General features: G+C 35.3%; 26 protein-coding genes. 20 read left to right on the forward strand and 6 right to left on the reverse strand.

Annotated elements, in window-relative coordinates:
* The first annotated feature begins 29 nt into the window (after positions 1-29).
* Genes MHB61_RS12175 through asnS form a run of 4 tightly spaced genes read left to right on the forward strand, consistent with a single transcriptional unit; the run spans position 30 to position 3350 of the window.
* Positions 30-473, forward strand: a complete 444-nt coding sequence (locus MHB61_RS12175) for a cell wall elongation regulator TseB-like domain-containing protein (protein ID WP_003130291.1) — start codon at positions 30-32, stop codon at positions 471-473.
* Positions 470-1651 (forward strand): pyridoxal phosphate-dependent aminotransferase, encoded by a 1182-nt coding sequence (locus MHB61_RS12180; RefSeq protein ID WP_003130293.1) that lies wholly within the window; start codon positions 470-472, stop codon positions 1649-1651. Before MHB61_RS12175 ends, MHB61_RS12180 begins: the two co-directional genes overlap by 4 nt.
* A complete protein-coding gene (locus MHB61_RS12185; RefSeq protein WP_003130296.1) occupies positions 1648-1959 on the forward strand; it encodes a hypothetical protein in 312 nt (103 codons plus the stop codon). The genes MHB61_RS12180 and MHB61_RS12185 overlap by 4 nt, the downstream gene beginning before the upstream one ends.
* A gap of 47 nt (positions 1960-2006) precedes the next feature.
* Positions 2007-3350, forward strand: coding sequence for an asparagine--tRNA ligase (gene asnS, locus MHB61_RS12190; RefSeq protein ID WP_010906156.1), 1344 nt, complete (start codon positions 2007-2009; stop codon positions 3348-3350).
* Between the two features lie 37 nt (positions 3351-3387).
* On the opposite strand, the gene MHB61_RS12195 is transcribed toward asnS, so the two are convergent.
* Complete coding sequence (locus MHB61_RS12195; protein ID WP_021214592.1) at positions 3388-3687, reverse strand: hypothetical protein; 300 nt, start codon at positions 3685-3687, stop codon at positions 3388-3390.
* 94 nt (positions 3688-3781) lie between these two features.
* Between MHB61_RS12195 and MHB61_RS12200 the strand changes: the two genes are divergently transcribed.
* From MHB61_RS12200 to MHB61_RS12225, 6 genes are all read left to right on the forward strand, one after another.
* Entirely contained in the window at positions 3782-3943 is a 162-nt protein-coding gene (locus MHB61_RS12200) for a hypothetical protein (protein WP_017864940.1), read from the forward strand.
* 173 nt (positions 3944-4116) lie between these two features.
* Positions 4117-4572, forward strand: a complete 456-nt coding sequence (locus tag MHB61_RS12205) for a hypothetical protein (RefSeq protein WP_023189074.1) — start codon at positions 4117-4119, stop codon at positions 4570-4572.
* 24 nt (positions 4573-4596) lie between these two features.
* Positions 4597-4944, forward strand: coding sequence for a nucleoside triphosphate pyrophosphohydrolase family protein (locus tag MHB61_RS12210; RefSeq protein WP_003130302.1), 348 nt, complete (start codon positions 4597-4599; stop codon positions 4942-4944).
* The gene (locus MHB61_RS12215) at positions 4941-5576 is read left to right on the forward strand and encodes a thiamine diphosphokinase (RefSeq protein ID WP_003130303.1); all 636 of its coding nucleotides are present in this window, start codon (positions 4941-4943) and stop codon (positions 5574-5576) included. Before MHB61_RS12210 ends, MHB61_RS12215 begins: the two co-directional genes overlap by 4 nt.
* Before the next feature lie 31 nt (positions 5577-5607).
* Positions 5608-6525, forward strand: a complete 918-nt coding sequence (locus tag MHB61_RS12220) for a Gfo/Idh/MocA family protein (protein WP_003130304.1) — start codon at positions 5608-5610, stop codon at positions 6523-6525.
* A 482-nt stretch (positions 6526-7007) separates the two neighbouring features.
* Positions 7008-8357 carry an amino acid permease gene (locus MHB61_RS12225; protein ID WP_003130306.1) on the forward strand — a complete coding sequence of 450 codons (1350 nt, stop codon included), beginning with the start codon at positions 7008-7010 and terminating at the stop codon, positions 8355-8357.
* Positions 8358-8370: 13 nt separating this feature from the next.
* Here the strand turns inward: MHB61_RS12225 and MHB61_RS12230 are convergent, their stop codons facing one another.
* Positions 8371-8685: a GIY-YIG nuclease family protein gene (locus tag MHB61_RS12230; protein WP_010906152.1), complete on the reverse strand. Its 315-nt coding sequence runs from the start codon at positions 8683-8685 to the stop codon at positions 8371-8373.
* Positions 8682-9206, reverse strand: coding sequence for a histidine phosphatase family protein (locus tag MHB61_RS12235; protein ID WP_003130309.1), 525 nt, complete (start codon positions 9204-9206; stop codon positions 8682-8684). The genes MHB61_RS12230 and MHB61_RS12235 overlap by 4 nt, the downstream gene beginning before the upstream one ends.
* 68 nt (positions 9207-9274) lie before the next feature.
* On the opposite strand from MHB61_RS12235, the gene MHB61_RS12240 reads away from it, so the two are divergent.
* Positions 9275-9913 carry a hypothetical protein gene (locus MHB61_RS12240; protein WP_003130310.1) on the forward strand — a complete coding sequence of 213 codons (639 nt, stop codon included), beginning with the start codon at positions 9275-9277 and terminating at the stop codon, positions 9911-9913.
* Between the two features lie 78 nt (positions 9914-9991).
* Complete coding sequence (uvrA, locus tag MHB61_RS12245) at positions 9992-12814, forward strand: excinuclease ABC subunit UvrA (RefSeq protein WP_003130311.1); 2823 nt, start codon at positions 9992-9994, stop codon at positions 12812-12814.
* Between the two features lie 124 nt (positions 12815-12938).
* Here the strand turns inward: uvrA and MHB61_RS12250 are convergent, their stop codons facing one another.
* Positions 12939-13079, reverse strand: a complete 141-nt coding sequence (locus tag MHB61_RS12250) for a hypothetical protein (RefSeq protein WP_003130312.1) — start codon at positions 13077-13079, stop codon at positions 12939-12941.
* Positions 13080-13216: 137 nt separating this feature from the next.
* Between MHB61_RS12250 and MHB61_RS12255 the strand changes: the two genes are divergently transcribed.
* Positions 13217-13798, forward strand: a complete 582-nt coding sequence (locus MHB61_RS12255; RefSeq protein WP_137015848.1) for a uracil-DNA glycosylase family protein — start codon at positions 13217-13219, stop codon at positions 13796-13798.
* 77 nt (positions 13799-13875) lie between these two features.
* On the opposite strand, the gene MHB61_RS12260 is transcribed toward MHB61_RS12255, so the two are convergent.
* The gene (locus MHB61_RS12260; RefSeq protein WP_003130314.1) at positions 13876-14319 is read right to left on the reverse strand and encodes a GNAT family N-acetyltransferase; all 444 of its coding nucleotides are present in this window, start codon (positions 14317-14319) and stop codon (positions 13876-13878) included.
* 148 nt (positions 14320-14467) lie between these two features.
* Here MHB61_RS12260 and MHB61_RS12265 point away from each other — a divergent pair, with 148 nt between their 5' ends.
* The 7 genes from MHB61_RS12265 to yjeM all read left to right on the forward strand — a co-directional run bounded on the left by MHB61_RS12265 (position 14468) and on the right by yjeM (position 23074).
* The gene (locus tag MHB61_RS12265) at positions 14468-15583 is read left to right on the forward strand and encodes an AI-2E family transporter (RefSeq protein WP_010906150.1); all 1116 of its coding nucleotides are present in this window, start codon (positions 14468-14470) and stop codon (positions 15581-15583) included.
* A 120-nt stretch (positions 15584-15703) separates the two neighbouring features.
* Complete coding sequence (locus MHB61_RS12270; protein WP_010906149.1) at positions 15704-17053, forward strand: hemolysin family protein; 1350 nt, start codon at positions 15704-15706, stop codon at positions 17051-17053.
* Between the two features lie 205 nt (positions 17054-17258).
* Positions 17259-18053, forward strand: a complete 795-nt coding sequence (gene pflA, locus MHB61_RS12275; RefSeq protein ID WP_003130318.1) for a pyruvate formate-lyase-activating protein — start codon at positions 17259-17261, stop codon at positions 18051-18053.
* Positions 18054-18256: 203 nt separating this feature from the next.
* A complete protein-coding gene (locus MHB61_RS12280) occupies positions 18257-19201 on the forward strand; it encodes a manganese-dependent inorganic pyrophosphatase (protein ID WP_003130319.1) in 945 nt (314 codons plus the stop codon).
* A complete protein-coding gene (locus MHB61_RS12285; protein WP_010906148.1) occupies positions 19201-19998 on the forward strand; it encodes a DUF1803 domain-containing protein in 798 nt (265 codons plus the stop codon). The genes MHB61_RS12280 and MHB61_RS12285 overlap by 1 nt, the downstream gene beginning before the upstream one ends.
* A 28-nt stretch (positions 19999-20026) precedes the next feature.
* Positions 20027-21268 (forward strand): peptidase T, encoded by a 1242-nt coding sequence (pepT, locus tag MHB61_RS12290; protein WP_003130321.1) that lies wholly within the window; start codon positions 20027-20029, stop codon positions 21266-21268.
* Positions 21269-21547: 279 nt separating this feature from the next.
* Complete coding sequence (gene yjeM, locus MHB61_RS12295) at positions 21548-23074, forward strand: glutamate/gamma-aminobutyrate family transporter YjeM (protein WP_137015846.1); 1527 nt, start codon at positions 21548-21550, stop codon at positions 23072-23074.
* Positions 23075-23109: 35 nt separating this feature from the next.
* Here the strand turns inward: yjeM and recQ are convergent, their stop codons facing one another.
* Complete coding sequence (gene recQ / locus MHB61_RS12300) at positions 23110-24888, reverse strand: DNA helicase RecQ (protein ID WP_010906147.1); 1779 nt, start codon at positions 24886-24888, stop codon at positions 23110-23112.
* Between the last annotated feature and the right edge of the window lie 17 nt (positions 24889-24905).

A 24905-nucleotide genomic window follows, 5' to 3' on the forward strand; every position in this document is an offset into this window, starting at 1 on the left:
ATTTTCTCAAATTTTGAAAGAAGAAAAATATGAAAAAGCGAAAAATGACTCGACATTCGCAAATTATAATTGGAATTTTAGTGATAATTTTAGCCATTTATTTGTCTATCAGTCTTTTCTTTTGGAAGAGTCTAAATCCTTATCATTCCGTTCGAGCGCAAGCGATTGACATTGCCACAGAAAAAACAGATTTAGTTAAAGCGACAGGATTTGATATTGCTGCAACTGACACCGTGACTTATTCAATTGTTGGCCTTAATAAAGCGAATCAAGAAATTGGAATTCTAATTCCAAAAAAATCTGGTAAAATTAAAGAAGTTAAATTATCGCAAGGGGTTTCACCAGCAAGCTTAACGACAAAAGATACGAAATCAGTTGTCTTAGCGCTTTACAAAGGGAAACCGGCTTGGGAAGTAAATAATAGCAATGGTTTTAAAGTTTATGACTTTGAGTCAGGAAAAGAGTTGATATGAAAAAAAATTCTGATTTTGTATTAAAAATGGATGAGTCCGTCACTCTTGCTGCGGCAAATCGCGCAAAAGCATTAAAAGCACAAGGGCGAGATATTATTGACCTGACACTTGGTCAGCCAGACTTTCCAACACCAAAAATAATTGGTCAAGCAGCTATTGAAGCAATCGATAATGGCAAGGCGAGCTTTTATACACAAGCTGGTGGACTTCCAGAATTAAAAAATGCAGTTCAACATTATTGGACGCGTTTTTATAATTATGAAATTCAACCAAATGAAATATTGATTACAGCTGGAGCAAAGTTTGCCCTTTATGCTTACTTTATGGCAACTGTTGACCCTGACGATGAGGTAATCATTCCTGCTCCTTACTGGGTTTCTTATGTTGACCAAGTGAAAATGGCTGGAGGAAATCCGGTAATTGTAGAAGCCAAGCAAGAGAATAATTTTAAAGTTACGGTTGAGCAATTAGAAGAAGCAAGAACAAGTAAAAGTAAAATTTTATTACTCAATTCACCTTCTAATCCAACAGGAATGATTTATTCTAAAGAAGAATTAACAGCCATTGGAGAGTGGGCTCTTGCTCATGATTTATTAATTTTGGCAGATGATATTTATCATCGTTTAGTTTATAATGGAGCGGAATTTACAGCAATTTCAAGTCTATCTGATGAAATTCGGAAAAGAACGACAGTGATTAATGGTGTTTCTAAAACATTTGCAATGACTGGTTGGCGGATTGGACTAGCTGTAGGTGATCCAGAAATTATTTCTGCGATGACTAAGATTGCGAGCCAAACGACTTCTAATCCAACTGCTGTCGCTCAATACGCAGCAATAGAAGCTTTTGAAGAAAGAGATAATAGTTTTGAGATAATGCATGCAGCATTTGAAGAACGTTTAAATATCATTTATGGTCAACTTTCTGAGGTTCCAGGATTTGAACTTGTAAAACCAAATGGTGCTTTCTATTTATTCCCGAAAGTGACTAAGGCAATGGCGATGAAAGGCTATAGTGATGTGACTGATTTTACAACTGCTATTCTTGAAGAAGCAGGTGTAGCCTTGGTTACAGGAGCAGGTTTTGGTTCGCCAGAAAATGTGCGCCTGAGCTATGCAACAAGTCTTGAAAATTTAGAAGTTGCAGTGGCACGTTTAAAAGATTGGATGAATGAATGATCGATAAGAAAGAAGCAAAATCGGCCTATAAACTTTCAAAAAAAGTTGGAGCAGTTGTTGCTTATAAGAATCTCGAAACGAATGAACGCTATATTGATATAGCACCAGATTTAGCAGGTGTAAAAAATCGTTTTGAATTTGCCAAAAAAACGGGAATTGGCTTACCTTATGCCATTGAAAAAGCAGCGAAAACAGCTGATTTTGAATTGGAAGTTCTTGAAGAATTAGAAAAAGATGAGCTCCAAACCACTAAAGAATTCAAAGAAGATTTAAAAACTTTAAAAGAAATCTGGCTTGAAAAGTTATAAAAGTATTATTTAAAAATTATAAAATTAAAATATAGAAGGACTTATTTATGAAAGACTTAATTTCAATCATCGACGTCAAAGACCACGTTGGTGAAACAGTAAAAATCGGCGCTTGGGTTGCTGACAAATCAGGTAAAGGGAAACTTCAATTTCTTCAACTTCGCGATGGAACAGCATTTTTCCAAGCTGTTGTTTTCAAACCAAATATGATTGAAAACTTTGGTGAAGAAGAAGGAACAGCTAAATTTGATGAAATTAAACATCTCTCACAAGAAACTTCAGTTTATGTGACAGGTGTCGTTAAAGAAGATTCACGTTCAAAATTTGGTTATGAACTTGATGTGACTGATTTGGAAGTGATTGGTCAATCACATGATTATCCAATTACGCCAAAAGAACACGGCGTTGAATTCCTCCTTGATAACCGCCATTTATGGTTGCGTTCAAAACGTCAAATGGCAATGATGCAAGTGCGTAATGCAATCATCTATGCAAGTTATGATTTCTTTGCGAAAAATGGCTTCATTAAGTTTGATAGTCCAATTCTTTCAGGAAATGCTGCTGAAAACACAACAGAACTCTTTGAAACAGATTATTTTGGTAATTCTGCTTTCTTGTCACAATCAGGACAACTTTATCTTGAAGCTGGAGCAATGGCTCTTGGACGTGTTTTCGACTTTGGACCAGTATTCCGTGCTGAAAAATCAAAAACTCGTCGTCATTTGACAGAATTTTGGATGATGGATGCAGAATATCCATTTGTTACTCATGATGAATCATTGGATATTCAAGAAGCGTATGTGAAAGCTTTGATTCAAGGTGTTTTGGATAATGCTGCTTATGCTCTTGAAACACTTGAACGTGATACAAGCATGTTGCAAAAGTATATTGATACACCTTTCAAACGTGTTTCCTATGATGCTGCTATTGATTTGTTGCAAGCACACGAAAATGATGAAGATACAGATTATGAGCATGTAGAACATGGGGATGACTTCGGTTCGCCTCATGAAACATGGATTTCAAATTACTATGGTGTTCCAACATTTATCGTCAACTATCCTGCAAGTTTTAAAGCTTTCTACATGAAACCAGTCCCTGGTAACCCAGAACGCGTTTTGTGTGCTGACCTTTTGGCTCCAGAAGGCTATGGCGAAATCATTGGTGGTTCAGAACGTGAAACTGATTATGATTTGTTACTTAAGAAAATTGCTGATTTCGGTTTAGATCCTAAAGATTATGATTGGTATTTAGAACTTCGTAAATTTGGTTCAGTTCCTCATGCTGGTTTCGGACTTGGTCTTGAACGTATGGTTACTTTTGTCGCTGGGACAGAACATATTCGTGAAGCAATTCCATTCCCACGTATGATTAACCGTATCCAACCTTAATAAAAATAAAAAACCTCTACTTTAAGAGGTTTTTTTATTATTTTGAAGAGGAAGCGGAAGAAGCTTGGGCTGCAGTAACATCTTCTTTAGTGACTAAGATATTATAGAGTTCACTTTTGTCTGAATTTAGATAAATGTAACGCTCCTTAAAATTAGGAAAAACGGCAGAAAATTGGTTGAATTCTGAGGCCGTAGCTGTGGCTAATTGTTTAGCTACAGCTTCTTTTGTGGCTGTAGGTGTTATTTGGTTTCGATAGGTATAGGTATAAACAATCGTTTGAGGGGCTTCGGCAGTTGCTGTAATATCTGAATAGGTATCTTTGTAAGTTTCCTTCATCGTTGCTACTGTTGGTTGTGTAGCATCAACAGCTTTTTGAAATGAACTATCGATATTTCCTGTAGGAGTTTCAACTTTTGAAGACGAAGAGACTTTGGAAGAAGAAGACGTTGATGATGGGAAAGAGAAAGATGAAGTAGAAGACGAACTACTTTTGTGTGAAGCATCAGATTTTTTAGAGCAGGCCCCTAATGAGAGCAGTGCGAGGGCTAGTGTCGTTGTAATTAATATTTTTTTCATGATACTAGGAGTATAACATTTTTAGTTTGAGTTAAGCAAGTCTTAAATGTGTTTTTTGTGATAAAAAAGTCATATAAGTATAAATTTTTACAATAAACTTATTTATAAAACGGAAAAAATATAAAAATTACATCTTTTTTGTAAATTTGGAGAATGATAGCCTTTGCAAGACTGTGATATAATTAACTTATGAAAAATAAAGAAGAACCTCGGATGAAGTGGTCGGATGATGAATATGAAGCGATGATAGATTTGGCAACAAGGCAGTTAGCTGAGCGAATGGCTGAAAGAGCTTTGATGACTTATGAGATTTATAAATATGATTATCTTGGTTCGCAGTTTGTGGCCGATTTTATTGCAGAGTTTGTCATTAGTGCTTATCGTTCATATTTAATCAAACCAGAAAATCTTGATGAAGAGGTGATGCTTTTATTATTTGTCAACATGGCTTATGAAAATATGCGAGGATTGCCAGATGAAGTGGCACAATACCACAGACTTTTTAGACAACTTTGTGACCTTTATTATGAACAAGGTTGTTTACGTCATGCTCTGATTGACGAAGCAGACTATCAGGAAATGGTTTTGGCAATTTTAGCTGATATTTTTATGGAAGTGAAAATGAGAAAAAAATTTAAAAAGTAATTTTGTAATCTTAAAGGGGAGAAAATGGATTTAGATGCTTACCAAAAAGCAATTATCAAATTTGATTTGAATGAAAAAATAGAGAGTCAAAATAAAGTAGATTTTGCATTTGTGGATAAAGTTTTGGGATTATCTGGTGAAGCAGGTGAAGTGGCTGACAAGGTAAAAAAAGTTATCCGTGACCAAAAGGGAAAGCTGTCAGCCAATGATAAAAAGGCCATCGGTCAGGAGCTTGGTGATATTCTTTGGTATGTAGCAACGAGTGCACGTTATCTAGGAATTTCTCTTGAACAAATTGCGAGTGAAAATATTGAGAAATTAGAGAGTCGATTGAGTCGTGGCAAGATTTCAGGCTCAGGGGATGAGAGATGAAAATATTGATTGTGGCTGGTTTGCCAGATTTTATACCTAATGAAAGTTTTGATAAATATATTGGTGTGGATAGAGGGTCACTATTTTTAGTGGAAAAAGGTTATCAATTGGCTCTAGCAATTGGTGATTTTGATTCTGTCAGTAAAATTGAACTTGAAAAAATTTCTGTCAGTACTGACAGATTGATTAAATTGCCTGCTGAAAAAGATTTGACAGATTTAGAAGCGGCTTTAGATTTTGTTTTAGAGTATTTTGCTGATGCGGAAATTGTAATTGCTGGTGCTTTAGGTGGACGTTTGGACCATTTACTGACCAATGCTTATTTAGCAACACGACCAAAATATCAAGTCCTCGCTCCAAAAATGACTTTAGTTGACCGACAAAATTTGGTGACCTATTTGTTGCCTGGTCAGCATTTACTAAAGAGAAAGCTAACTTACCAATATGTTGGATTTGTTCAAGTAGAAACAAAGGATAGTTTAGCCATTGAAGAAGCAAAATATCCTTTGAAAGCAGAGGATAATTTTAGTCAAATCTATGCTAGTAATGAATTTATCAGTGACCAAATGAAAGTTTCATTCAATCAGGGAATGGTCATTGTAATTTATTCAGGTGATTCGCATAAAAAATAAACAATAAGAGGTTAAGGAGAACGGAAAAAGTATGATTATTGGAGTCATTGGGGCAACATCAAATATTGCAAATAAGGCTTATTTACCAGTTTATGCGAAAATGCAGGCGGACCATCGTTTTATTTTGTATTCTCGTCAGTGGGAAAAAGCTGAAGAAGTTCGCAAACATTATAAATTTGAATATGCGACAGAGGACTTGTCAGCACTAGAAACTGTGGATTTGGTTATTATTCATGCGGCAACTTCCCAACATTTTGAGTTAGCTAAAAGATATTTGTCAGCGGGAGTTCCTGTTTTAATGGATAAACCTGTTTCAGAAAAATTAGCCGAAGTAAAAGAATTGCAAAAAATTGCTGACCAAAATAATACTTTATTTGTCGTCGCTTTTAATCGCAGATTTGCACCACAAACAGCTAAATTAAAAGCTCTCCCAGATAAAAATATGGTGAAAGTAAGTAAAAATTTAGCAAATTCTGCCAGTGAAAAAATTACATTTTTAATGTACGATATTTTTATTCACCCTCTGGACACCTTGATTTATTTGCTAGATGATGAGATTTTAGAAGTCAATTATTCATTAAAGAAGAATCAAGACGGGCAATTAACAAGAGCAATTGTTATGCTAGAAACAGCGACAACGAGTGGAATTGCCACAATGAACTTAGAAGCTGGTGCCTTTACTGAAGAATTTACAGTAGAAAGTCCTAGAGAAAGCCTTCGCTTGTCAGAACTGTGCGAACTTGAAAAATTTACAGGAATTGACCGTCAAAAATTTGGAATAAGTGGTTGGCAAAGTGCGACATACAATCGTGGTTTTGATGAAATTATTTCTGCCATGGTTCTAGCGGTTGAAAAATTTGATGGTCAAAATCGTCAAGAATTACTGACAGAACTTAAACAAGAAAATATTCTAAAATCCCACGAAATCATTGACCAAATGTTAAAATGAAAAGTTACTGACAGAAATATTAGCATATCTGTAAACTGCTAAAGCAGTCACAGCTATCCTATGACAGAAATATTAGACTATCTTAAAAATACTGACAGAGTTAAAAAATTTCTGTCAGTATTTTTTTAGGCTGAGCCTTGCATTATTGTCAATAAAAAAGTATAATTATAAAAAAATTAAGAAAAGGAGTCCGCATGACAACACAACAATCTAAAGTCTTTTATTTTTGGTGCAGATAGTTTGTGTTTATGCAATTGGCGTAGATACAACTTTTGAGTATACTCAAGTTTCTGCGCCGGGATTCAAAGAAGACCGGATAGTAAAAACTATCTGGTCTTTCTTTTTTAATTTTTTTACCCTTTCTTTCGACTCTAAAGTAAAATTAATCGTAAAGACCGACTCCAAGCAGGGTTTTGCTAGATGAATGGAAGGGAACTTATAAAAGAAAGCTTTGCTTTCACACATTAGAAAAGAGGAATTTTATGGAAAATTCTACAGGCTTGAAGTCTTCTTTAAAGACTCGCCACATTGTTATGCTCTCACTTGGGGGAGCGATTGGTTCAGGACTATTTTTAGGTTCTGGAAAAGTCATTGCACAGGCTGGGCCAAGTGTATTACTCTCATACATCTTAGCTGGACTGACACTTTATGTTGTCATGTATGGTGTTGGGAAAATGGTCATCCATCAAGATGAACATAAGGCTGGAATGGCCGGAGTTGTTGCTCCTTTTATTGGGGACCACTGGGCGCATTTTGCGGACTGGGTTTACTGGGCAACTTGGATGGCCGTCCTAATTGCAGAAGAAGCAGGGGTATCAACTTTCCTTGCCATGCTAATTCCTGGAGTGCCATTATGGGTTTTCGCCCTGATTGTAGCAGTTCTTGGAACAGCAATCAATCTCTGGTCAGTTAGAGCTTTTGCCGAAACGGAATATTGGCTTGCATTTATTAAAGTCGCTGTTATTTTAATTTTAATTGCACTCGGAATTTATTTATTAGTTATTAATGATGCTCATCTTGGTTTTGTTGCTGATACCGCTCAAAAAGTATCGACTAAAAGTACAGCACCAAGCTTTGCTCCTAATGGCTTTTCAGGATTTTTAACTTCATTATTGGTTGTTATTTTCTCATTTGGTGGTTCTGAATTGGCAGCAATTACAGTTGCTGAAACGGAAAATCCAAAAGTAGCGATTCCGAGAGCTATTCGAGGTGTTTTAATTCGGATTATTAGTTTTTATGTTATTCCAATCTTTTTATTCTTGCATTTATTACCATGGAGCGAAGTTTTAAATCCAGATGCAGCAAGTCCATTTGCTACAATTTTTGCTCGAGTAGGAATTCCACACGCTGATAAAATCGTTCTCGTAATTATTGTTATTGCAATTTTCTCAGCGGTTAACTCAGCAATTTATGCCACTTCACGCTCACTCTATTCACGCATTCAAGGTTCAAATTCTTATGTGGGTCAAAGATTGGGCAAATTATCTAAAAATCAAGTCCCAACGAATGCGATTTTAGTTTCATCATTTGTTTTGTTTATTGGTGTACTTTTGTCAGCAATTTTGGGTGATGGATTCTGGCAATTTGTGGCTGGTTCGATTTCATTTACGATTTCAATCGTTTGGATTCTCCTTTTAGTTGCTGCTCTTGTTTTATATTTTAAACATAAAGAAGTAACGAATTGGTTTGTTAAATTGGCAACACTCGTTGTGCTTATCGCTTTAACGATTATCTTCATCATGCAAATTGTCACTAATCCATGGACTTTGTCAGTCTTTGCTCTAGTGATTTGCCTCCTTTCTTACTTTACTTACCGAAAGAAAAAAGCATAATAATAAAAAACATTCATTTTAAATGAATGTTTTTCTTTTGTTTGAGCTCTAGGTATTCAATAAACTTTTCTTTGATTAAATCATTTTTGATAAGTGACAATTTTTGCTTGCGAACAAGTTTATGTTTAAACCACCATTCACAAGACATGGCATCATTTTTATTATCAAAATCAACAGAGGCAAGCAGCTTAACTGGCAATCTTGTTTTTGTGTATTTCGCCCCTTTACCAGAGTTATGAGTGGCAAGTCTTTTTTCTAAATCAGTGGTATAGCCACAGTAGAGAGTCTTATCTGAGCATTGTAAAATGTAAGTAAAATATTGGTTCATAAGTTTTTTTCTAAAATAGTGAGAAATTCAAAAGGAGTAAATTCATGAGTAGGCTCCCAAATCTTTTGAAATTGATTGATCATTCCATTGTGAGAAACAATGAGAATATTTTGAGCAGAAGGAAAAAGTTGAGGAAGTTTTTCTAAAAATATTTTAGCACGTTCATGAATAGAAGCAAGAGATTCAATACCTAAAGTAAGATTTTCTTCATTTTCTATATTAAGTTGTGCCCAATCTCGATTTTCTTTTGTTTGATTTTCCAATTTTCCAAGGCCTCGTTCACGTAATAAAGGTTCAAAGAGTAGTAGGGCTCCTATTTTATTAGAAATTATCATTGCAGTTTCCTTAGCACCTTGTAAATCTGATGATAAAATCAAGTCAAATTTTACTGACGAAAGTTTGTCAGCTAAAATTTCGGACTGTTGAATTCCTGTGCCAGTGAGAGGACTGTTCAACCAACCCGTCAGCAAATTTTGCTGATTATTTTGCGTTTCACCATGTCTTACTAAATATAATTTCATAGTCAGATTATACCATTTAACGTAGCCAAAGTTAAGAGCTAGCTTGCCATTCGTGGTATAATAAGAGTATGATTACTTCACTTACGATTCTTTCAAGTCTTGCAATAATTGTAACCGCAGTTATTGCTTTTGCGGAATATCAAGCTGGAAAAAGACGTCATTCAACCACTCTATCTATCGAAATGCTTCATAAGCAAAAAGACGATTTTATTAAATGGTTTTATGATTATCTTCATATCTCACAAGTGTTGATGCGAGTAACAATTCAACTTAACATGGACCGCTTAGAACAACGTCATTTTGAAAGTACAAATGACTCTAGTAATCAGCGACGCATTATTCGTATTAATGAGAATACGATGTCAAGAGATCGTAATGCAGCAGATTTAAATTATCAAATGATGCTTTTAAATCTGGTGATTGATGACCGTAAGCCTTATTTTGAAAATACTCAGATCAAGGTCCGCTCAAATTTTGAAACATTGATGCATGACATCAATGAATTTACAAGAAAAATTCATATAGAATATGATGAAAAAATGAAAGAAACGGATGATGCAGGTTGCCGTTCCATTATGAATGAAGCTCGAAAGATGGCTAGAAATACGATGGAAACTATCGAAAAATCTAACCATGAAATGGGTGAGCAAGTCAAACATGATATTCAAGCACTCGAAGATGAAGTAGAACATTATTTTAAAAAATAAAAAAACATGAATATACACCTTCACTATGGAGAAGACACCAATATCTGCAATCAAAACAAAATAATAAAAGGAAAATAAATGCCACAAGATAAAATAGTAATACATGGTGCACGTGAGCACAATTTAAAAAATATAGATGTTGAAATTCCAAGAGATAAATTAGTTGTTGTTACTGGGGTTTCAGGGTCTGGGAAATCATCTCTGGCCTTTGAAACTTTATATGCAGAAGGTCAACGTCGATATGTTGAATCTTTGTCAGCTTATGCCAGACAGTTTTTAGGAAATATGGATAAACCAGATGTTGATTCAATTGATGGTTTGTCGCCAGCAATCTCTATTGACCAAAAAACAACTTCTAAAAATCCTCGTTCAACAGTCGGGACGGTTACGGAAATTAATGACTATTTGCGTCTATTATACGCCCGTGTTGGGACGCCATATTGTGTGAATGGTCATGGAAAAATTTCGGCACAGTCAGTTGAAGAAATTGTTGAACAAATTCTTGAACTCCCTGAAAAAACACGTTTACAAATTCTCGCTCCTGTCGTACGTACCAAAAAAGGGACTCATGTTAAAATGTTTGAGCGTATCCAAAAAGATGGTTATGTTCGTGTTCGTGTTGATGGCGAAGTTTATGATATTTCAGAAGTTCCAGAACTTGATAAAAATAAAAAGCACAACATTGAAATTGTTATTGACCGGATTGTTGTAAAAGAAGGAATTCGTTCGCGTCTTTTTGACTCTGTAGAGGCTGCGCTTCATCAGGCTGAGGGTTATGTTATTGTTGATAAAATGGATGGTTCAGAGCTTTTATTTAGTGAATTTTATGCCTGTCCAGTTTGTGGATTTACCGTTCCAGAACTTGAACCACGCCTTTTCTCATTCAATGCTCCTTTTGGCTCATGCCCAGATTGTGATGGTTTAGGTGTTAAATTGGAACCCGATGTCGATTTATTGATTCCTGATACAAGCAAAACACTCCGTGAGGGAGCAATTATCTATTGGTATGGGAAAGCCTCAACTTATTACCCTGCTCTTTTAGAGCAAGCAATGGAGCAATTCGGCATTGATTTAGATAGGCCTTGGGAAAAACTGTCAGAAAAAGAACAACAAATTGTTTTATATGGAAATGGAGATAAACTTTTCCATTTTCTGCACGAAGGAGATTTTGGATTACGTGACCAAGATATGACCTTTGTTGGGGTCATTCCTAATCTTTGGCGTCGTTATCGTTCAGGAATGAGCGAGTCAGCTAGAGAAATGGCGCGTTCTTACATGACTGAATTGACTTGTACGACTTGTCATGGTTATCGTTTAAATGATCAAGCACTTTCTGTTAAAGTGGGAGAGAAAAATATTGCTGAATTTTCAATTCTGTCAATTGGCGATACGCTTGATTATGTGAAAAGTTTAGTTCTTTCTGCAAATAATGAAATTATCGCAAAACCTATTTTGAAAGAAATTAAAGACCGTTTGACTTTCTTGAAAAATGTTGGTTTGGATTATCTTACGCTATCTCGTTCAAGCGGAACACTCTCTGGTGGAGAGTCACAACGTATTCGTTTAGCGACACAGATTGGTTCAAATTTATCAGGCGTTTTGTATATTTTGGATGAACCCTCCATTGGTTTACATCAAAGAGATAATGACAGACTGATTGAGTCTTTACAAAAGATGCGTGATTTGGGGAATACCTTAATTGTCGTTGAACATGATGAGGACACGATGATGGCAGCCGATTGGCTTATTGATGTTGGGCCTGGGGCAGGTGATTTAGGAGGTGAAATTATTGCCTCTGGAACACCAAAACAAGTCATGAAAAATAAAAAATCACTGACAGGGCAATATTTGTCAGGAAAAAGAGCCATTCCAGTTCCTGAAAAACGTCGAGCCATTGATAAGAAAAAAATGGTTAAGATTACAGGTGCAAGTGAGAACAACTTGCAAAACCTTGATGTTGAGTTTCCAATGGGAGTTATGACGGCTGTAACTGGGGTTTCTGGTTCTGGTAAATCAACTTTAGTTAACAGTATTTTAAAGAAATCATTAGCTCAAAAATTGAATCATAACTCAGAGAAACCTGGTAAGCATAAAAAAATTACTGGTTATGAAGGAATTGAGCGTTTGATTGATATTGACCAAAGTCCAATTGGTCGAACTCCACGTTCAAATCCGGCTACTTATACCAGCGTCTTTGATGACATTCGTGATTTATTTGCCAATACAAATGAAGCAAAAATTCGTGGTTATAAAAAAGGACGTTTCTCATTTAATGTTAAAGGTGGACGTTGTGAAGCCTGTTCTGGTGATGGAATCATCAAAATTGAAATGCATTTCTTGCCGGATGTTTATGTTCCATGTGAAGTTTGCCATGGCAGACGTTACAATTCAGAAACTTTAGAAGTTCATTATAAAGGGAAGAATATTTCGGAAGTACTCGATATGCGCGTGTCTGATGGCTTGGAATTCTTCCGTCATATTCCAAAAATTGAACGTAAACTCCAAACGATTGTTGATGTAGGTTTGGGATATGTGACGCTTGGACAATCAGCGACTACTTTATCAGGTGGGGAAGCTCAACGGATGAAATTAGCTTCTGAATTACAAAAACGTTCAAATGGTAAAGCTTTTTATATCTTGGATGAACCAACAACTGGTTTGCACAGTGAAGATATTGCGACCCTGATTCAAGTATTAGACCGTTTGGTTGAACAAGGAAATACAATTGTTGTCATTGAACATAATTTGGACGTTATTAAAACAGCAGATTACATCATCGACTTAGGTCCAGAAGGTGGTGCTGGTGGTGGAACAATTCTTGCTAAAGGAAGACCAGAAGAAGTTGCAAAAGTTGCTGACAGCTATACTGGTCAGTATTTGAAAGCAAAATTGGAAAAATAGGACTGATGGAAATTTAGACTTGTAATTAAAAGACTTGTCAGTAAGTGTAGAGGGTTGATAAAACTGTTAGCTTGTTCATCTGTAATTAAAATACTTAGTTCAATAATCGAATTGACAGAACTGCCTAAAAAATGTTTCGCCTTTGGTCGCATTTGATAGAACTATCAGCTTCACTGTCAGTTCCTTTATTCACCGATAAAATGCTTCCTCCGGTCGCATTATTAATGATAGAACTGTCAGCTTCACTGTCAGTTCCTTTATTCACCGATAAAATGCTTCCTTCGGTCGCATTTTACTGACAGTATTTATCTTAGAAATATTTATCAGATAAGCTTTCTGTCAGTAAATTTTACAATAAAAAGCGTAATCTATAAACTTAGATTACGCTTTTGAGGAAAGAAAATGGATAAATTTAAGGAAATTTTTGAAGCGATTAAAGCTGACCCACAGAACAAAAAATATACAAAAGATGGGATAGAGCCTCTTTATTCTGTCCATAAAGAAGCAAAGATTTGTATTATTGGTCAGGCGCCAGGCATTCGAGCACAAGAATCAAGACTCTTTTGGAATGATCCGTCAGGGGACCGCCTGCGTGATTGGCTTGGAATTGACCGAACCACTTTTTATGAGTCAAATAAAATATCTATTATGCCTTTAGATTTTTATTTTCCTGGAAAAGGAAAATCAGGTGATCTTCCACCTCGGGCAGGTTTTGCTCAAAAATGGCATAAAGCACTTTTAGAAGAAATGCCTGAGATTGAACTTTTTATTCTAGTAGGTTCTTATGCCATAAAGTATTATTTAAATTTAAAATCATCAGCAAAAACAACAGAAGTGATTCATGATTTTGAAGCCTACTTACCAAAATATTTTCCGCTTGTTCATCCCAGCCCACGAAATAATATGTGGTTAGCCAAAAATCCGTGGTTTGAGCCTGAACTTTTACCAGAACTAAAAAAAAGAGTTGCTCAATTAATGAAATAAGCTACTGACAAGAATAAATAACGATAAAAAGTTACTAACAAGACTGTTAATAACTTTTTTCATGGCTTGGCCTTCAATTAATGAATTGTTCTTTCCATTTGAATATGTTGAATACCAGCTTCTTCAAAAACTTGCCCTACCTCATTAAAGCCGTGTTTGCTATATAAACCTTTGGCAGAAAGTTGCGCGTGAAGCTCCAATTTATTTAATCTGTTTTCTTTGGCAAATTCAATTAAACGATTGATTAGAAGAGTTGCATAACCATGACCTCTTGCTTCTTTTAAAATAGCCATTCGTTGAATTAGCGCTGTTTTATCATCTAAATCAGCAAGCAAACGAACGGTACCTTTGGCAAGACCATCGTCATAAAGAACAAAATGAACAGAAGAGGCCTCTTCAAGAGCGTTTCCAACTTCAAGTTCATAAGGAACGCCTTGTTCTTTTACAAAAACTTGATTACGAATCCGTAAAGCATCAAAATAAATATCAGACATAGTATCACGAGTTACTCTAATTTCCATAATTTCTCCTAAAGATTAGTTTGCTTAAAAGCCTTGGATTTATTATAATATAAATAGTCTAAAAATAGCAGAAATAAGTTATTTAAAATAACAATTATTCAATCATTTATTTTAAGAAAGACAAAAATATATTAAATAAAGGAAATTTATGTTCAAAAATAGTAAATTATTCTTCTGGACAGTGGAAATATTAGCCGTTACTTTGTTAATCTTTCTCTTGTCTCAGATTGATTTTGTATTTCAACCCATTAAAACATTGTTGACACTCTTATTTGTCCCATTTATTATTGCAGGTTTTTTATATTATGTTTTTAATCCTGTTGTTACTTTCATGGAAGAGAAGTTAAGAATAAAAAAGGTATTAGGAATTTTTATTGTTCTTTTATTAATCTTAGGAATGATTATTTTTGCAATTGCCTCAGTCATTCCAAGCTTAATTTCACAGTTGACAAGTCTAATTAATGCAACTGGGAAAGCTTATCCACAAGTTAGGGCTTGGATTGAAGGGCTTCAACATAATCCACGATTCGCTCAAATCTACGACCAACTTGATGTTAATAGTCTTGTTGAGAAATTAAATCTTTCGTATACTGATATTTTGCACAATTTGCTTAATAGTATCACGGTTAGTGTTGGAAGTATCGTTGGTATCATTACAAGCATTGTTATGGTAATGATTTTGGTACCAATCTTACTTTACTATATGCTTAAAGATGGTGAAAAGATTATTCCGTTTTTGAAGGAAAATGTTTTGACCGAAGATAGATTGAATATCTTTGAACTTCTTGAAAATATGAATCATACGATTTCACGTTATATTTCAGGAGTTGCGCTTGATGCCTTGCTTGTCTTTATTGTCGTCTTTATTGGTTACATGGTTCTTGGAATTCCTTATGCCTTTCTTTTCGCACTCTTTGCTGGAGTAACAAATCTCATTCCTTATGCGGGTCCATATATTGGTGTTTTACCGATGATAGTAACGGTGGCCTTTAATCGACCAGTAACAGCACTTATTGCCGTTATCTATGTCCTTGTTTTGCAACAGCTTGATGGTAATCTGGTTTATCCTAAAATTGTGGGGTCAGCTGTTAAAGTTCATCCAGTAACCGTTATGATTCTCATGTTAATTTCTGGAAGTTTGTATGGAATTCTAGGAATGATTATCGCTGTTCCTGCTTATTGCTTAGTCAAAGAGATTGTTAAATTTGCCAATAGCCTTTATAATAATCATAAAGCCGAACAAAGAAAAATTATTTCAAAATGAGAACAAAAATATGATATAATAATTCTATCTAAATTGTTAACTCTCATTTTCAGTAAATTTGAGTTGGCAAAGTTTTGAGTGTTAAAATAAACACTATAATATTTTTCTCAAGGAGCACTAATGTCAAACCCTGATCCCGAGAGTGTATCGATACTCTTGCAGATTCTTTTACTTATTTTTTTAACAGCTTTAAATGCCTTCTTTTCAGCCAGTGAGATGGCCATGGTCAGTCTCAGCCGGACGAAAGTAGAACAAAAGGCTAGCGAAGGTGATAAGAAATATATCAACCTTGTTAATATCCTTAATCAACCAAGTAATTTCCTCTCAACGATTCAAATTGGGATTACTTTGATTAATATTTTAGCGGGGGCTAGTTTGGCCGAAGCCTTATCTTCACGTTTAGCTCCACTGTTAGGTGGAACAGCTCTAGCTAAAACTTTGGCTCAAATTATTGTTTTAGCTGTCTTAACCTATGTCTCTCTCGTATTTGGTGAACTTTATCCGAAGCGAATTGCCCAAAACCTTAAAGAAAAACTGGCCCTAAGAGTCGCACCACCTATCCAATTTTTGGGAAAAGTGATGAAACCTTTCGTTTGGTTCTTGGCAAGTTCAACAAATTTCTTAAGCCGATTGACTCCAATGAAATTTGATGATTTGGATGAAGGGATGACTCGAGATGAGATTGAGTATTTACTCAATACAAATGATGAAGCACTTGACGCTAATGAGCGTGAAATGATTACTGGGGTGTTCAGCTTAGACGAGTTGGTTGCGCGTGAAATCATGGTTCCAAGAACGGATGCTTTCATGATTGATATTAATGATGATTCACGTGAAAATATTACCGCTATTCTAAGTGAAACTTATTCACGGGTACCAGTTTATGATGATGATAAAGATAATATTCTGGGAATTTTACATGTGAAAAAACTTTTAAGATATTCTTTTGACCATGGTTTTGATGATATTGACTTACGAGAAATTCTTCAAGAACCTTTGTTTGTTCCTGAAACAATCTTTGTTGATGACTTAATGCGTCAAATGCGTAAAACTCAGAATCAAATGGCTGTATTATTAAACGAATATGGTGGTGTTGAAGGCGTAGTTACCTTAGAAGATTTACTAGAAGAAATCGTTGGTGAAATTGATGACGAAACCGATATTGCTGAAGAAGAAGTCTTCAAAATCGGTGAAAATCTCTATGTTGTCCAAGGGAAAATGACTTTGAATGACTTCAATGAAGAATTTGATACACATCTTGAAAGCAATGACGTTGATACAATTGCAGGTTATTTCTTAGCGACAACTGGTAAAATTCCAGCTAAAGGACAACAAATTGTCTGCAAAGTAGATAATGATGAAGATCATTTTTCACTGACAAGTTTAGAAGTCTCTGGAAAACGTGTGGTTAAACTTCGTGTTGAATTTGATGTCGAACCAGAAGAAACAGAAATTAAAAAAAATTACTGACAGAAATTCTGTCAGTTTTTTTATAGAATAAAACTGATAATTATTTAGATAAGCCCTTACATCTAGGTACTGACAAGAAATAATTTACTAAAAATTTTTACTGACAGAGCCCTTGTCATTAACTTTTACTGACAGAATTTGATTTGATAAAATCAATGAATTGCGGTATGATAGGGGTGTGAAATAGTGTTTTGAATTGGAGAAGATGATGTCAGAGAATATAGATGAACTTAAAAAAGTTACTGGACTGATTCATTCAACTGAATCTTTTGGTTCTGTTGATGGCCCTGGGGTCCGTTTTATTATTTTCATGCAAGGCTGTCGGATGCGTTGCAAATATTGTCACAACCCTGATACTTGGGCATTAAAGTCAGATAAAGCGACAGAGCGTACCGTAGAAGATGTCATGGATGAGGCACTTCGTTTTAGAGGTTTTTGGGGAGAGAAAGGTGGAATTACCGTTTCTGGTGGTGAGGCGCTCCTTCAAATTGACTTTGTATTAGCTCTTTTCAAATATGCAAAATCTCTCGGTATTCATACAACACTTGATACAGCGGCTCAACCATATTTGACTGATAAATATGTAACCGAAAAAATTGATGAGTTACTAGATTATACCGACTTAGTATTATTAGACATTAAAGAAATAAATCCAGAACGACACAAAGAATTGACAGCTAATAAAAACGATAATATTTTAGCTTTTGCACAGTATTTATCAGACCGTGGTAATGCAATGTGGGTTCGTCACGTTCTTGTTCCTGGTGAAAGTGATTTTGATGAAGATTTAGTTCAATTAGGTGAATTTGTAAAAACTTTAAAAAATGTCTTGAAATTTGAAATTTTACCCTACCATACAATGGGTGAATTTAAATGGCGTGAATTAGGTTGGAAATATCCGCTTGAAGGTGTGAAACCTCCAACAAAAGATCGTGTTCATAATGCTAAAGAAATCATGAATACAGAATCTTATCAAGATTACTTAGAACGTATAAGATAAAAAATAAAAATGAATTTGAAGTTATTCAGATTCATTTTTTTGTTACAAAACGAACAATCAAATAAAATCAGTCCTAAATGAAAATGAAAATGTGCTTAATCAGCCATTTTTTGGTATAATTTAAGGGATGATAGCCCAAATAATTTTTAGTTAAAACTAGAAGTTTAAGTGGGAAATTAAAATTTTTAAAATGAGGTAAAAAAATGTCTGATAAAATACTTGTTTTTGGTCATCAAAAACCTGATACTGACGCTATCGGCTCATCATATGGATTTTCATATTTGAGCAACCACCGTCCAAATGGTGCCCTTAACACTGAAGTAGTTGCCCTTGGAACTCCAAATGAAGAAACACAATTCGTATTGGACTACTTTGGCGTGAAAGCTCCACGTGTAGTAAAATCAGCAAAAGAAGAGGGTGTGGATACAGTAATTTTGACTGACCACAATGAGTTCCAACAATCAATCTCTGATATTGAAGACTTAACAATTTATGGTGTAGTTGACCATCACCGTGTGGCTAACTTTAATACAGCAGCTCCTTTGTTTATGACTGTTGAACCTGTTGGTTCTGCGTCATCAATTGTTTACCGTAAATTCCTTGAAGCAAATGTTGAAATCCCTAAAGAAGTTGCTGGACTTTTACTTTCAGGTTTGATTTCAGATACTTTGCTTTTGAAATCTCCAACGACTCATGTAACAGACCATAAAGTTGCTAAAGAACTTGCTGAAATTGCTGGTGTTAACCTTGAAGAATATGGACTTGCAATGCTCAAAGCTGGAACAAATTTATCTACTAAAACAGCAGAAGAATTGATTGATATTGATGCAAAAACTTTTGAATTGAATGGTTCAAATGTTCGTATTGCACAAGTTAATACAGTTGATATTCCAGAAGTTTTAGAACGTCTTTCAGATATTAAAGCAGCTATTAATGCTTCAATGACAGCAAATGGATACGATGACTTTGTCTTTATGATTACTGACATTGTTAACTCAAACTCTGAAATCATTGCTTTGGGTGCACATCCAGAAAAATCAGAAGCAGCTTTCAACTTTACACTTGCAGATGACCACGCCTTCCTTGCTGGTGCTGTTTCACGTAAAAAACAAGTTGTTCCACAATTGACTGAAAGCTTCAATAAATAATGACTATTAAAATCTATAATGAAAATCGGCTGACAAGTCAGCCCTTTTTTAAAGATTTGATAGAATATTTAGCACAACATGATGAAGTCATGCTCAGACAGATTCATAAAGATTTTGCTGACGTAAAAAATATTGACCGGCAAATTGACTCATTTATTGCTGCTGGGTTAATCTTACGTTCTGATAAACGTTATTCGCTGGGCTTTCATGTTTTTAATGACAGTGAGTTTGATTGGGAAACTTTAAAAGATAAAATTGCTGAACCACAGAAAAACATCTACGAATCTCCAATTTTTATTGAAAAGGAGTCACGGATTGAAAGGCTATTATCCCAAAGTATACTTTATCAATCTTTGACTAATCAAACGAATCAAGTTATCTTGAATTTCATGACATCTTTTTCTTACAAAGAATATCCACAGAATACTGGAATTCCACAATCACTTGCCAATTATTTTGATAAAGTGGCCAAAAATTTACCTTTAACTCCGCTTGAAACAGAGGTTTATCAAATGATTGGCGATGTTGACCCAGAATATGCACTTAAGTATATGACTACTTTTCTTTTGAAATTTATGCGTAAAGAAGTTGTCAAATCTAAGTCGGATATTTTTGTCAATGTGCTGGAGAAATACAAGTATATTGAAAAAATTTCGGAAAAAGAATACAAATGTCTTTTGAAATTTTCAGAACAAGTGATTCCAGAGCAGAAATATGCTGATGCTAAATCTTTCATTATTGCTCAAATTCAACAAACCACAGCTATTGAGCCGTTCATCTCACTTGGAGACAAATAGGCTATTAGAATAAATTTAAGGAGAACAAATGAAGTACGAAAAACTGTTACCACGTTTTCTTGAATATGTTAAAGTAAATACACGTTCAGATGAAAACAGCACAACAACACCTTCAACTCAAGCGCTCGTAGAATTTGCCCACAAAATGGGTGAAGATATGAAAGCCCTTGGTCTCAAAGATGTTCATTATCTTGAATCAAATGGTTATGTTATCGGTACAATTCCTGCAAATACAGATAAAAAAGTGCGCAAAATTGGACTTTTAGCTCACTTGGATACTGCTGATTTCAACGCAGAGGGTGTTAACCCACAAATTTTGGAAAATTATGATGGTGAATCTGTGATTAAACTTGGTGATACTGAGTTTACACTTGATCCAAAAGATTTCCCAAATCTAAAAAACTACAAAGGGCAAACTTTAGTTCATACTGACGGAACAACTTTGCTTGGTTCAGATGATAAATCTGGTGTAGCTGAAATCATGACTTTAGCTGACTATCTATTGAATATTAATCCTGATTTTGAACACGGTGAAATTCGTGTTGGATTTGGTCCTGATGAAGAAATTGGTGTAGGTGCTGATAAATTTGACGTAGCTGACTTTGATGTTGACTTTGCTTACACTGTAGATGGTGGACCACTTGGAGAACTTCAATATGAAACTTTCTCAGCAGCTGGTGCAGTGATTGAGTTCCAAGGTAAAAATGTTCACCCAGGGACAGCAAAAAATACAATGGTTAATGCATTGCAATTAGCAATTGACTACCACAATGCACTTCCAGAATTTGATCGTCCTGAAAAAACCGAAGGCCGTGAAGGTTTCTTCCATCTTTTAAAACTTGATGGTACACCAGAAGAAGCAAGAGCTCAATATATCATTCGTGACCATGAAGAAGGTAAATTCAACGAACGTAAAGCTTTGATGCAAGAGATTGCAGATAAAATGAATGCTGAACTTGGTCAAAACCGTGTGAAACCAGTTATTAAAGACCAATACTACAACATGGCTCAAATCATTGAAAAAGATATGTCAATTATTGATATTGCTAAAAAAGCAATGGAAAATCTTGATATTGTCCCAATTATTGAACCAATTCGTGGTGGAACTGATGGGTCTAAAATTTCATTTATGGGACTTCCAACACCAAACCTTTTTGCAGGTGGTGAAAACATGCACGGACGTTTTGAATTTGTTTCTGTACAAACAATGGAAAAAGCTGTAGATACTTTGCTTGAAATCATTCGTTTGAACAATGAAGTAGTAAAATAAAAGAAAAAGAGAGAGTAATTAGTTTTTAAACTCGATAATAAAAGAACAAGTCGCCCAAGAAGGTTTTTGATTAAAAATCTTCATGAGCGGCTTGCTTTGCGCTTGTCTTATAATTTTCAGACTAATTGCTACTTTTCGATAACTTTCTGCTACTGTATAAAATATTATTCTGTTTCTAAATATTTTACTGACAACTTTGTTAGTAAAATTGAGCTATTATTCAAGACTTTAAAAATAAAATTGACTGATTATAAGTCAATTAATGTAAAAGGAAAGATTATGTCACAAAACACAAAAGGTAAACTCTCACTCGTAGGACTCTCGTTGATGATATTTACGACAGTCTTTGGTTTTGGGAATATCCCTGTCGCTTTCTACCAAATGGGTTACGGCGCCATTCCTTGGTATATTATTGGAGCCCTGCTCTTTTTCCTCCCTTTTGCCTTTATGGTAACGGAAATGGGTTCAGCATTTAAAGATGAAAAAGGAGGAATTTATTCATGGATGAGTGAGGCAGTTAACCCTACCTTCGCCTTCGTTGGAACATTCATGTGGTATGCTTCTTATGTTATCTGGATGGTAAGTGTTGCCAATAAAATTTTGATTCCAATGGTCAATTTGATTTTTGGTAACTCAACACACACCCCTTCATTACTTTGGATTTCAATTGCAGCTGTAGTTTGGATGGCATTGATTACCTTTATGGTCTCAAAAGGTGTGGAAACCATTAAAAAATTCACCTCTATTGCGGGGGTTGCCGTTCTTTCACTCAATGTTATATTAATTCTTGGTGCTGTTCTTGTACTTGTTGTTAATGGTCATCCAGCAACACCAATTAACCTTGCTGCTTTTACTTCATCTCCTAATCCAACTTTTGATGGTAGTATTGTTGCCTTTATTGCCTTTCTTGTTTTTGCCATTTTTGCTTATGGTGGGGTTGAATCAATTGCTGGTTTAGTTGACCAAACTCATGAGCCTGAGAAAAACTTCCCACGAGGAATCATCACGTCAGCACTTATTATTGCTGTTGGTTATGCTGTTGCCATTCTTAGTGTTGGTTTCTTTGTTGATTATTCACAATGGATTCCAGCCATTAAAGATGGATCAATGAACCTTGGGACTGTTCCTTACATGCTTTTGCAAAACCTTGGTGAAGCGGTTGGTCATGCACTTGGACTTTCTACTTCCGGAGCAGATATGCTTGGTGGTATTTTAGCCCGCTATATTGGTCTTTCTATGCTTCTTGCTTACATGGGTGCCTTCTTTACCTTGACTTATAGTCCAATCAAACAGTTGATTACTGGTACACCAGAAAAACTTTGGCCTGGTAAATTAGGAAAACTTGATGAAGAAGGAATGCCAAAATTTGCAATGTGGATTCAATTTGCAATTGTTACCTTAATTATTTTTTTGAATTTCTTGACTTCACAAGGTGGAGCAAGTCAATTCTTCCTCATTTTGACTTATATGGCTAATGTTTCTATGACTTTGCCTTATCTCTTCATCGTTATTGCTTTCTGGTACTTCAAGAAGAATAAAAATATTGTTAAACCAATTGAATTCTTTAAATCAAATTTTGTTGTGAACTTCTTGACAATTTTAGTCTTGGTTGTTGTTGGTGGGGCTAACTTCTTCACAATTATTCAACCAATTGTGAATTATGTTCAATTACCAGCTGTTGACCAAACTGGTAAAGCATTATCTGAAATGTTGACATCATTTATTTCAATGATTGGTGGGCCACTTATCTTTGGTGTAATTGCCTACTTCATGATGCGCAACTATAGAAAGAAAAATAACTTGTAATAAAATTATTTTAAAAAAATAAAAGCTGAGTTTGCTCAGCTTTTTTTATATTCAGATATTTTGTCGATAAAAAGCCTTCCATATTTTTTGAGTTTAACAGGTCCGACACCAGAAATTTGTAAAAATTGACTTTGACTATCCGGCAGAACTTGAGCCATTTCTTTAAGGGCACTATCAGAAAAAATCATGAAAGGAGGGACGCCTTCTTCCTTGGCTAGTTCAAGTCGAAGTGCACGAATACTTGCAAAACATTCTTCATCAAAATGATGAGAAATTTTTGTTTTCGATTCAATAATTAGGCTAGCTTTGCGATAAACTTTTATTTGTCCTTTGAGGACTTTTAATCCTTGGGCTGAAAGAAGGAGAAGTGGGAATTTACCTGATGTAATGTTTAAATAACTTTCAGCAGATAGAAAATCGATTAATTCACCCACGGTCTTTTGGGAATGGTTTTTCATAATTCCAAAAGTCGATAGAGATTCAAAATTCCATTTGGCAATATTTTTATTTTTAGAACCAATCAAAACTTGTGCTACGGCCGTCTTACCAAAACGTTCACCCATTCGGACGACACAAGATAGGACTTTTTGAGCATCAATTGTAATATCGAGAAGCTCTCTTTCATCAAGACAATTACTACATTTTTTACAATCTTCACCTTCATCACCAAAATATTGCAAGATATAGCGTTGTAAACAGGTTTCGGCACTTGTGTATGCTTGCATTTGTCGAAGCTTTTCGTATTCATGTTCCTTGTGCGCTTCATCACCTTCACTTTGCTCAATCAAGAAATTACGAATTCGTAAATCATTTGGTGAAAAAAGGAGGTTAGCATCAGATTCAAGCCCGTCCCGTCCTGCTCGCCCAGCTTCTTGATAATAACTTTCAATTGTTGCGGGAAGGGCATAATGAATCACAAATCGAACATTTGGTTTATTGATTCCCATGCCAAAAGCATTAGTGGCAACCATTATCGGTACTTCGTCAAAGAGAAAAAGTTCTTGATTTATTTGACGTTCCTGTTCGCTCAGTCCAGCATGGTAACGAACGGATTTGAAATGATTATGGTTGAGCCATTCACAAATTTCTTCAACTTCTTTACGAGTGCTGGCATAGATAATTCCAGCAGCCTCACTTTCTTGATTTTTAAGATAATTTTTAAGAAAAGTTCTCTTATCCATCCCTTTGACTACTTCAAAACGTAAGTTTTCTCTAAGAAAACCGGTTTTAATAGTATGACTGGGGGAAATTGAAAGAAGTTTTTGAATATCATCTGCAACTTTTGGTGTCGCAGTAGCCGTAAGGGCTAAGACGGTAGGATTTGTTGGTAAATATTGGAGATGAGAGGCAAAATCGACATAACTGGGTCTGAAATCGTGCCCCCATTGTGAAATGCAGTGTGCTTCGTCTATGGCAACTAAATCAATTGGAAGTTTTTGTAAAAAGGCATTGAAATAGTCTAATGAAAAACGCTCTGGTGCTACAAAAAGAAGCTTGATTTCGCCATTTTCAACCTGTCGCATTCTTTGATAAGATTCGGAATCCTCTAAGGTAGAGTTAATAAATGTTGCTGGAATTCCGGCAATATTCAGCTGGTCGACTTGATCTTTCATCAAGCTAATAAGTGGGGAGATTACGAGAGTAAGCCCTGGTTGAATAAGAGCTGGTAACTGATAGCAGATTGATTTTCCAGCTCCTGTGGGTAAAATACCAAGAGTGGCTTGTCCATCTAGGACTTGTTCAATAATTTGTTTCTGACCATTTCGGAAATTGTCATAACCAAAAATTTCTTTTAATTTAGCTTCTAAATTCATTCTTACTATATTATACG

It is taken from the genome of Lactococcus sp. FSL K6-0773 (assembly GCF_038006485.1).
Taxonomy (GTDB): domain Bacteria; phylum Bacillota; class Bacilli; order Lactobacillales; family Streptococcaceae; genus Lactococcus; species Lactococcus lactis.

Coding starts and splice junctions, on each gene's coding strand:
- MHB61_RS12175 (WP_003130291.1), top strand. CDS start 30: ATGAAAAAGCGAAAAATGACTCGACATTCGCAAATTATAATTGGAATT.
- MHB61_RS12180 (WP_003130293.1), top strand. CDS start 470: ATGAAAAAAAATTCTGATTTTGTATTAAAAATGGATGAGTCCGTCACT.
- MHB61_RS12185 (WP_003130296.1), top strand. CDS start 1,648: ATGATCGATAAGAAAGAAGCAAAATCGGCCTATAAACTTTCAAAAAAA.
- asnS (WP_010906156.1), top strand. CDS start 2,007: ATGAAAGACTTAATTTCAATCATCGACGTCAAAGACCACGTTGGTGAA.
- MHB61_RS12195 (WP_021214592.1), bottom strand. CDS start 3,687: ATGAAGGAAACTTACAAAGATACCTATTCAGATATTACAGCAACTGCC.
- MHB61_RS12205 (WP_023189074.1), top strand. CDS start 4,117: ATGAAAAATAAAGAAGAACCTCGGATGAAGTGGTCGGATGATGAATAT.
- MHB61_RS12210 (WP_003130302.1), top strand. CDS start 4,597: ATGGATTTAGATGCTTACCAAAAAGCAATTATCAAATTTGATTTGAAT.
- MHB61_RS12215 (WP_003130303.1), top strand. CDS start 4,941: ATGAAAATATTGATTGTGGCTGGTTTGCCAGATTTTATACCTAATGAA.
- MHB61_RS12220 (WP_003130304.1), top strand. CDS start 5,608: ATGATTATTGGAGTCATTGGGGCAACATCAAATATTGCAAATAAGGCT.
- MHB61_RS12225 (WP_003130306.1), top strand. CDS start 7,008: ATGGAAAATTCTACAGGCTTGAAGTCTTCTTTAAAGACTCGCCACATT.
- MHB61_RS12230 (WP_010906152.1), bottom strand. CDS start 8,685: ATGAACCAATATTTTACTTACATTTTACAATGCTCAGATAAGACTCTC.
- MHB61_RS12235 (WP_003130309.1), bottom strand. CDS start 9,206: ATGAAATTATATTTAGTAAGACATGGTGAAACGCAAAATAATCAGCAA.
- MHB61_RS12240 (WP_003130310.1), top strand. CDS start 9,275: ATGATTACTTCACTTACGATTCTTTCAAGTCTTGCAATAATTGTAACC.
- uvrA (WP_003130311.1), top strand. CDS start 9,992: ATGCCACAAGATAAAATAGTAATACATGGTGCACGTGAGCACAATTTA.
- MHB61_RS12255 (WP_137015848.1), top strand. CDS start 13,217: ATGGATAAATTTAAGGAAATTTTTGAAGCGATTAAAGCTGACCCACAG.
- MHB61_RS12260 (WP_003130314.1), bottom strand. CDS start 14,319: ATGGAAATTAGAGTAACTCGTGATACTATGTCTGATATTTATTTTGAT.
- MHB61_RS12265 (WP_010906150.1), top strand. CDS start 14,468: ATGTTCAAAAATAGTAAATTATTCTTCTGGACAGTGGAAATATTAGCC.
- MHB61_RS12270 (WP_010906149.1), top strand. CDS start 15,704: ATGTCAAACCCTGATCCCGAGAGTGTATCGATACTCTTGCAGATTCTT.
- pflA (WP_003130318.1), top strand. CDS start 17,259: ATGATGTCAGAGAATATAGATGAACTTAAAAAAGTTACTGGACTGATT.
- MHB61_RS12280 (WP_003130319.1), top strand. CDS start 18,257: ATGTCTGATAAAATACTTGTTTTTGGTCATCAAAAACCTGATACTGAC.
- MHB61_RS12285 (WP_010906148.1), top strand. CDS start 19,201: ATGACTATTAAAATCTATAATGAAAATCGGCTGACAAGTCAGCCCTTT.
- pepT (WP_003130321.1), top strand. CDS start 20,027: ATGAAGTACGAAAAACTGTTACCACGTTTTCTTGAATATGTTAAAGTA.
- yjeM (WP_137015846.1), top strand. CDS start 21,548: ATGTCACAAAACACAAAAGGTAAACTCTCACTCGTAGGACTCTCGTTG.
- recQ (WP_010906147.1), bottom strand. CDS start 24,888: ATGAATTTAGAAGCTAAATTAAAAGAAATTTTTGGTTATGACAATTTC.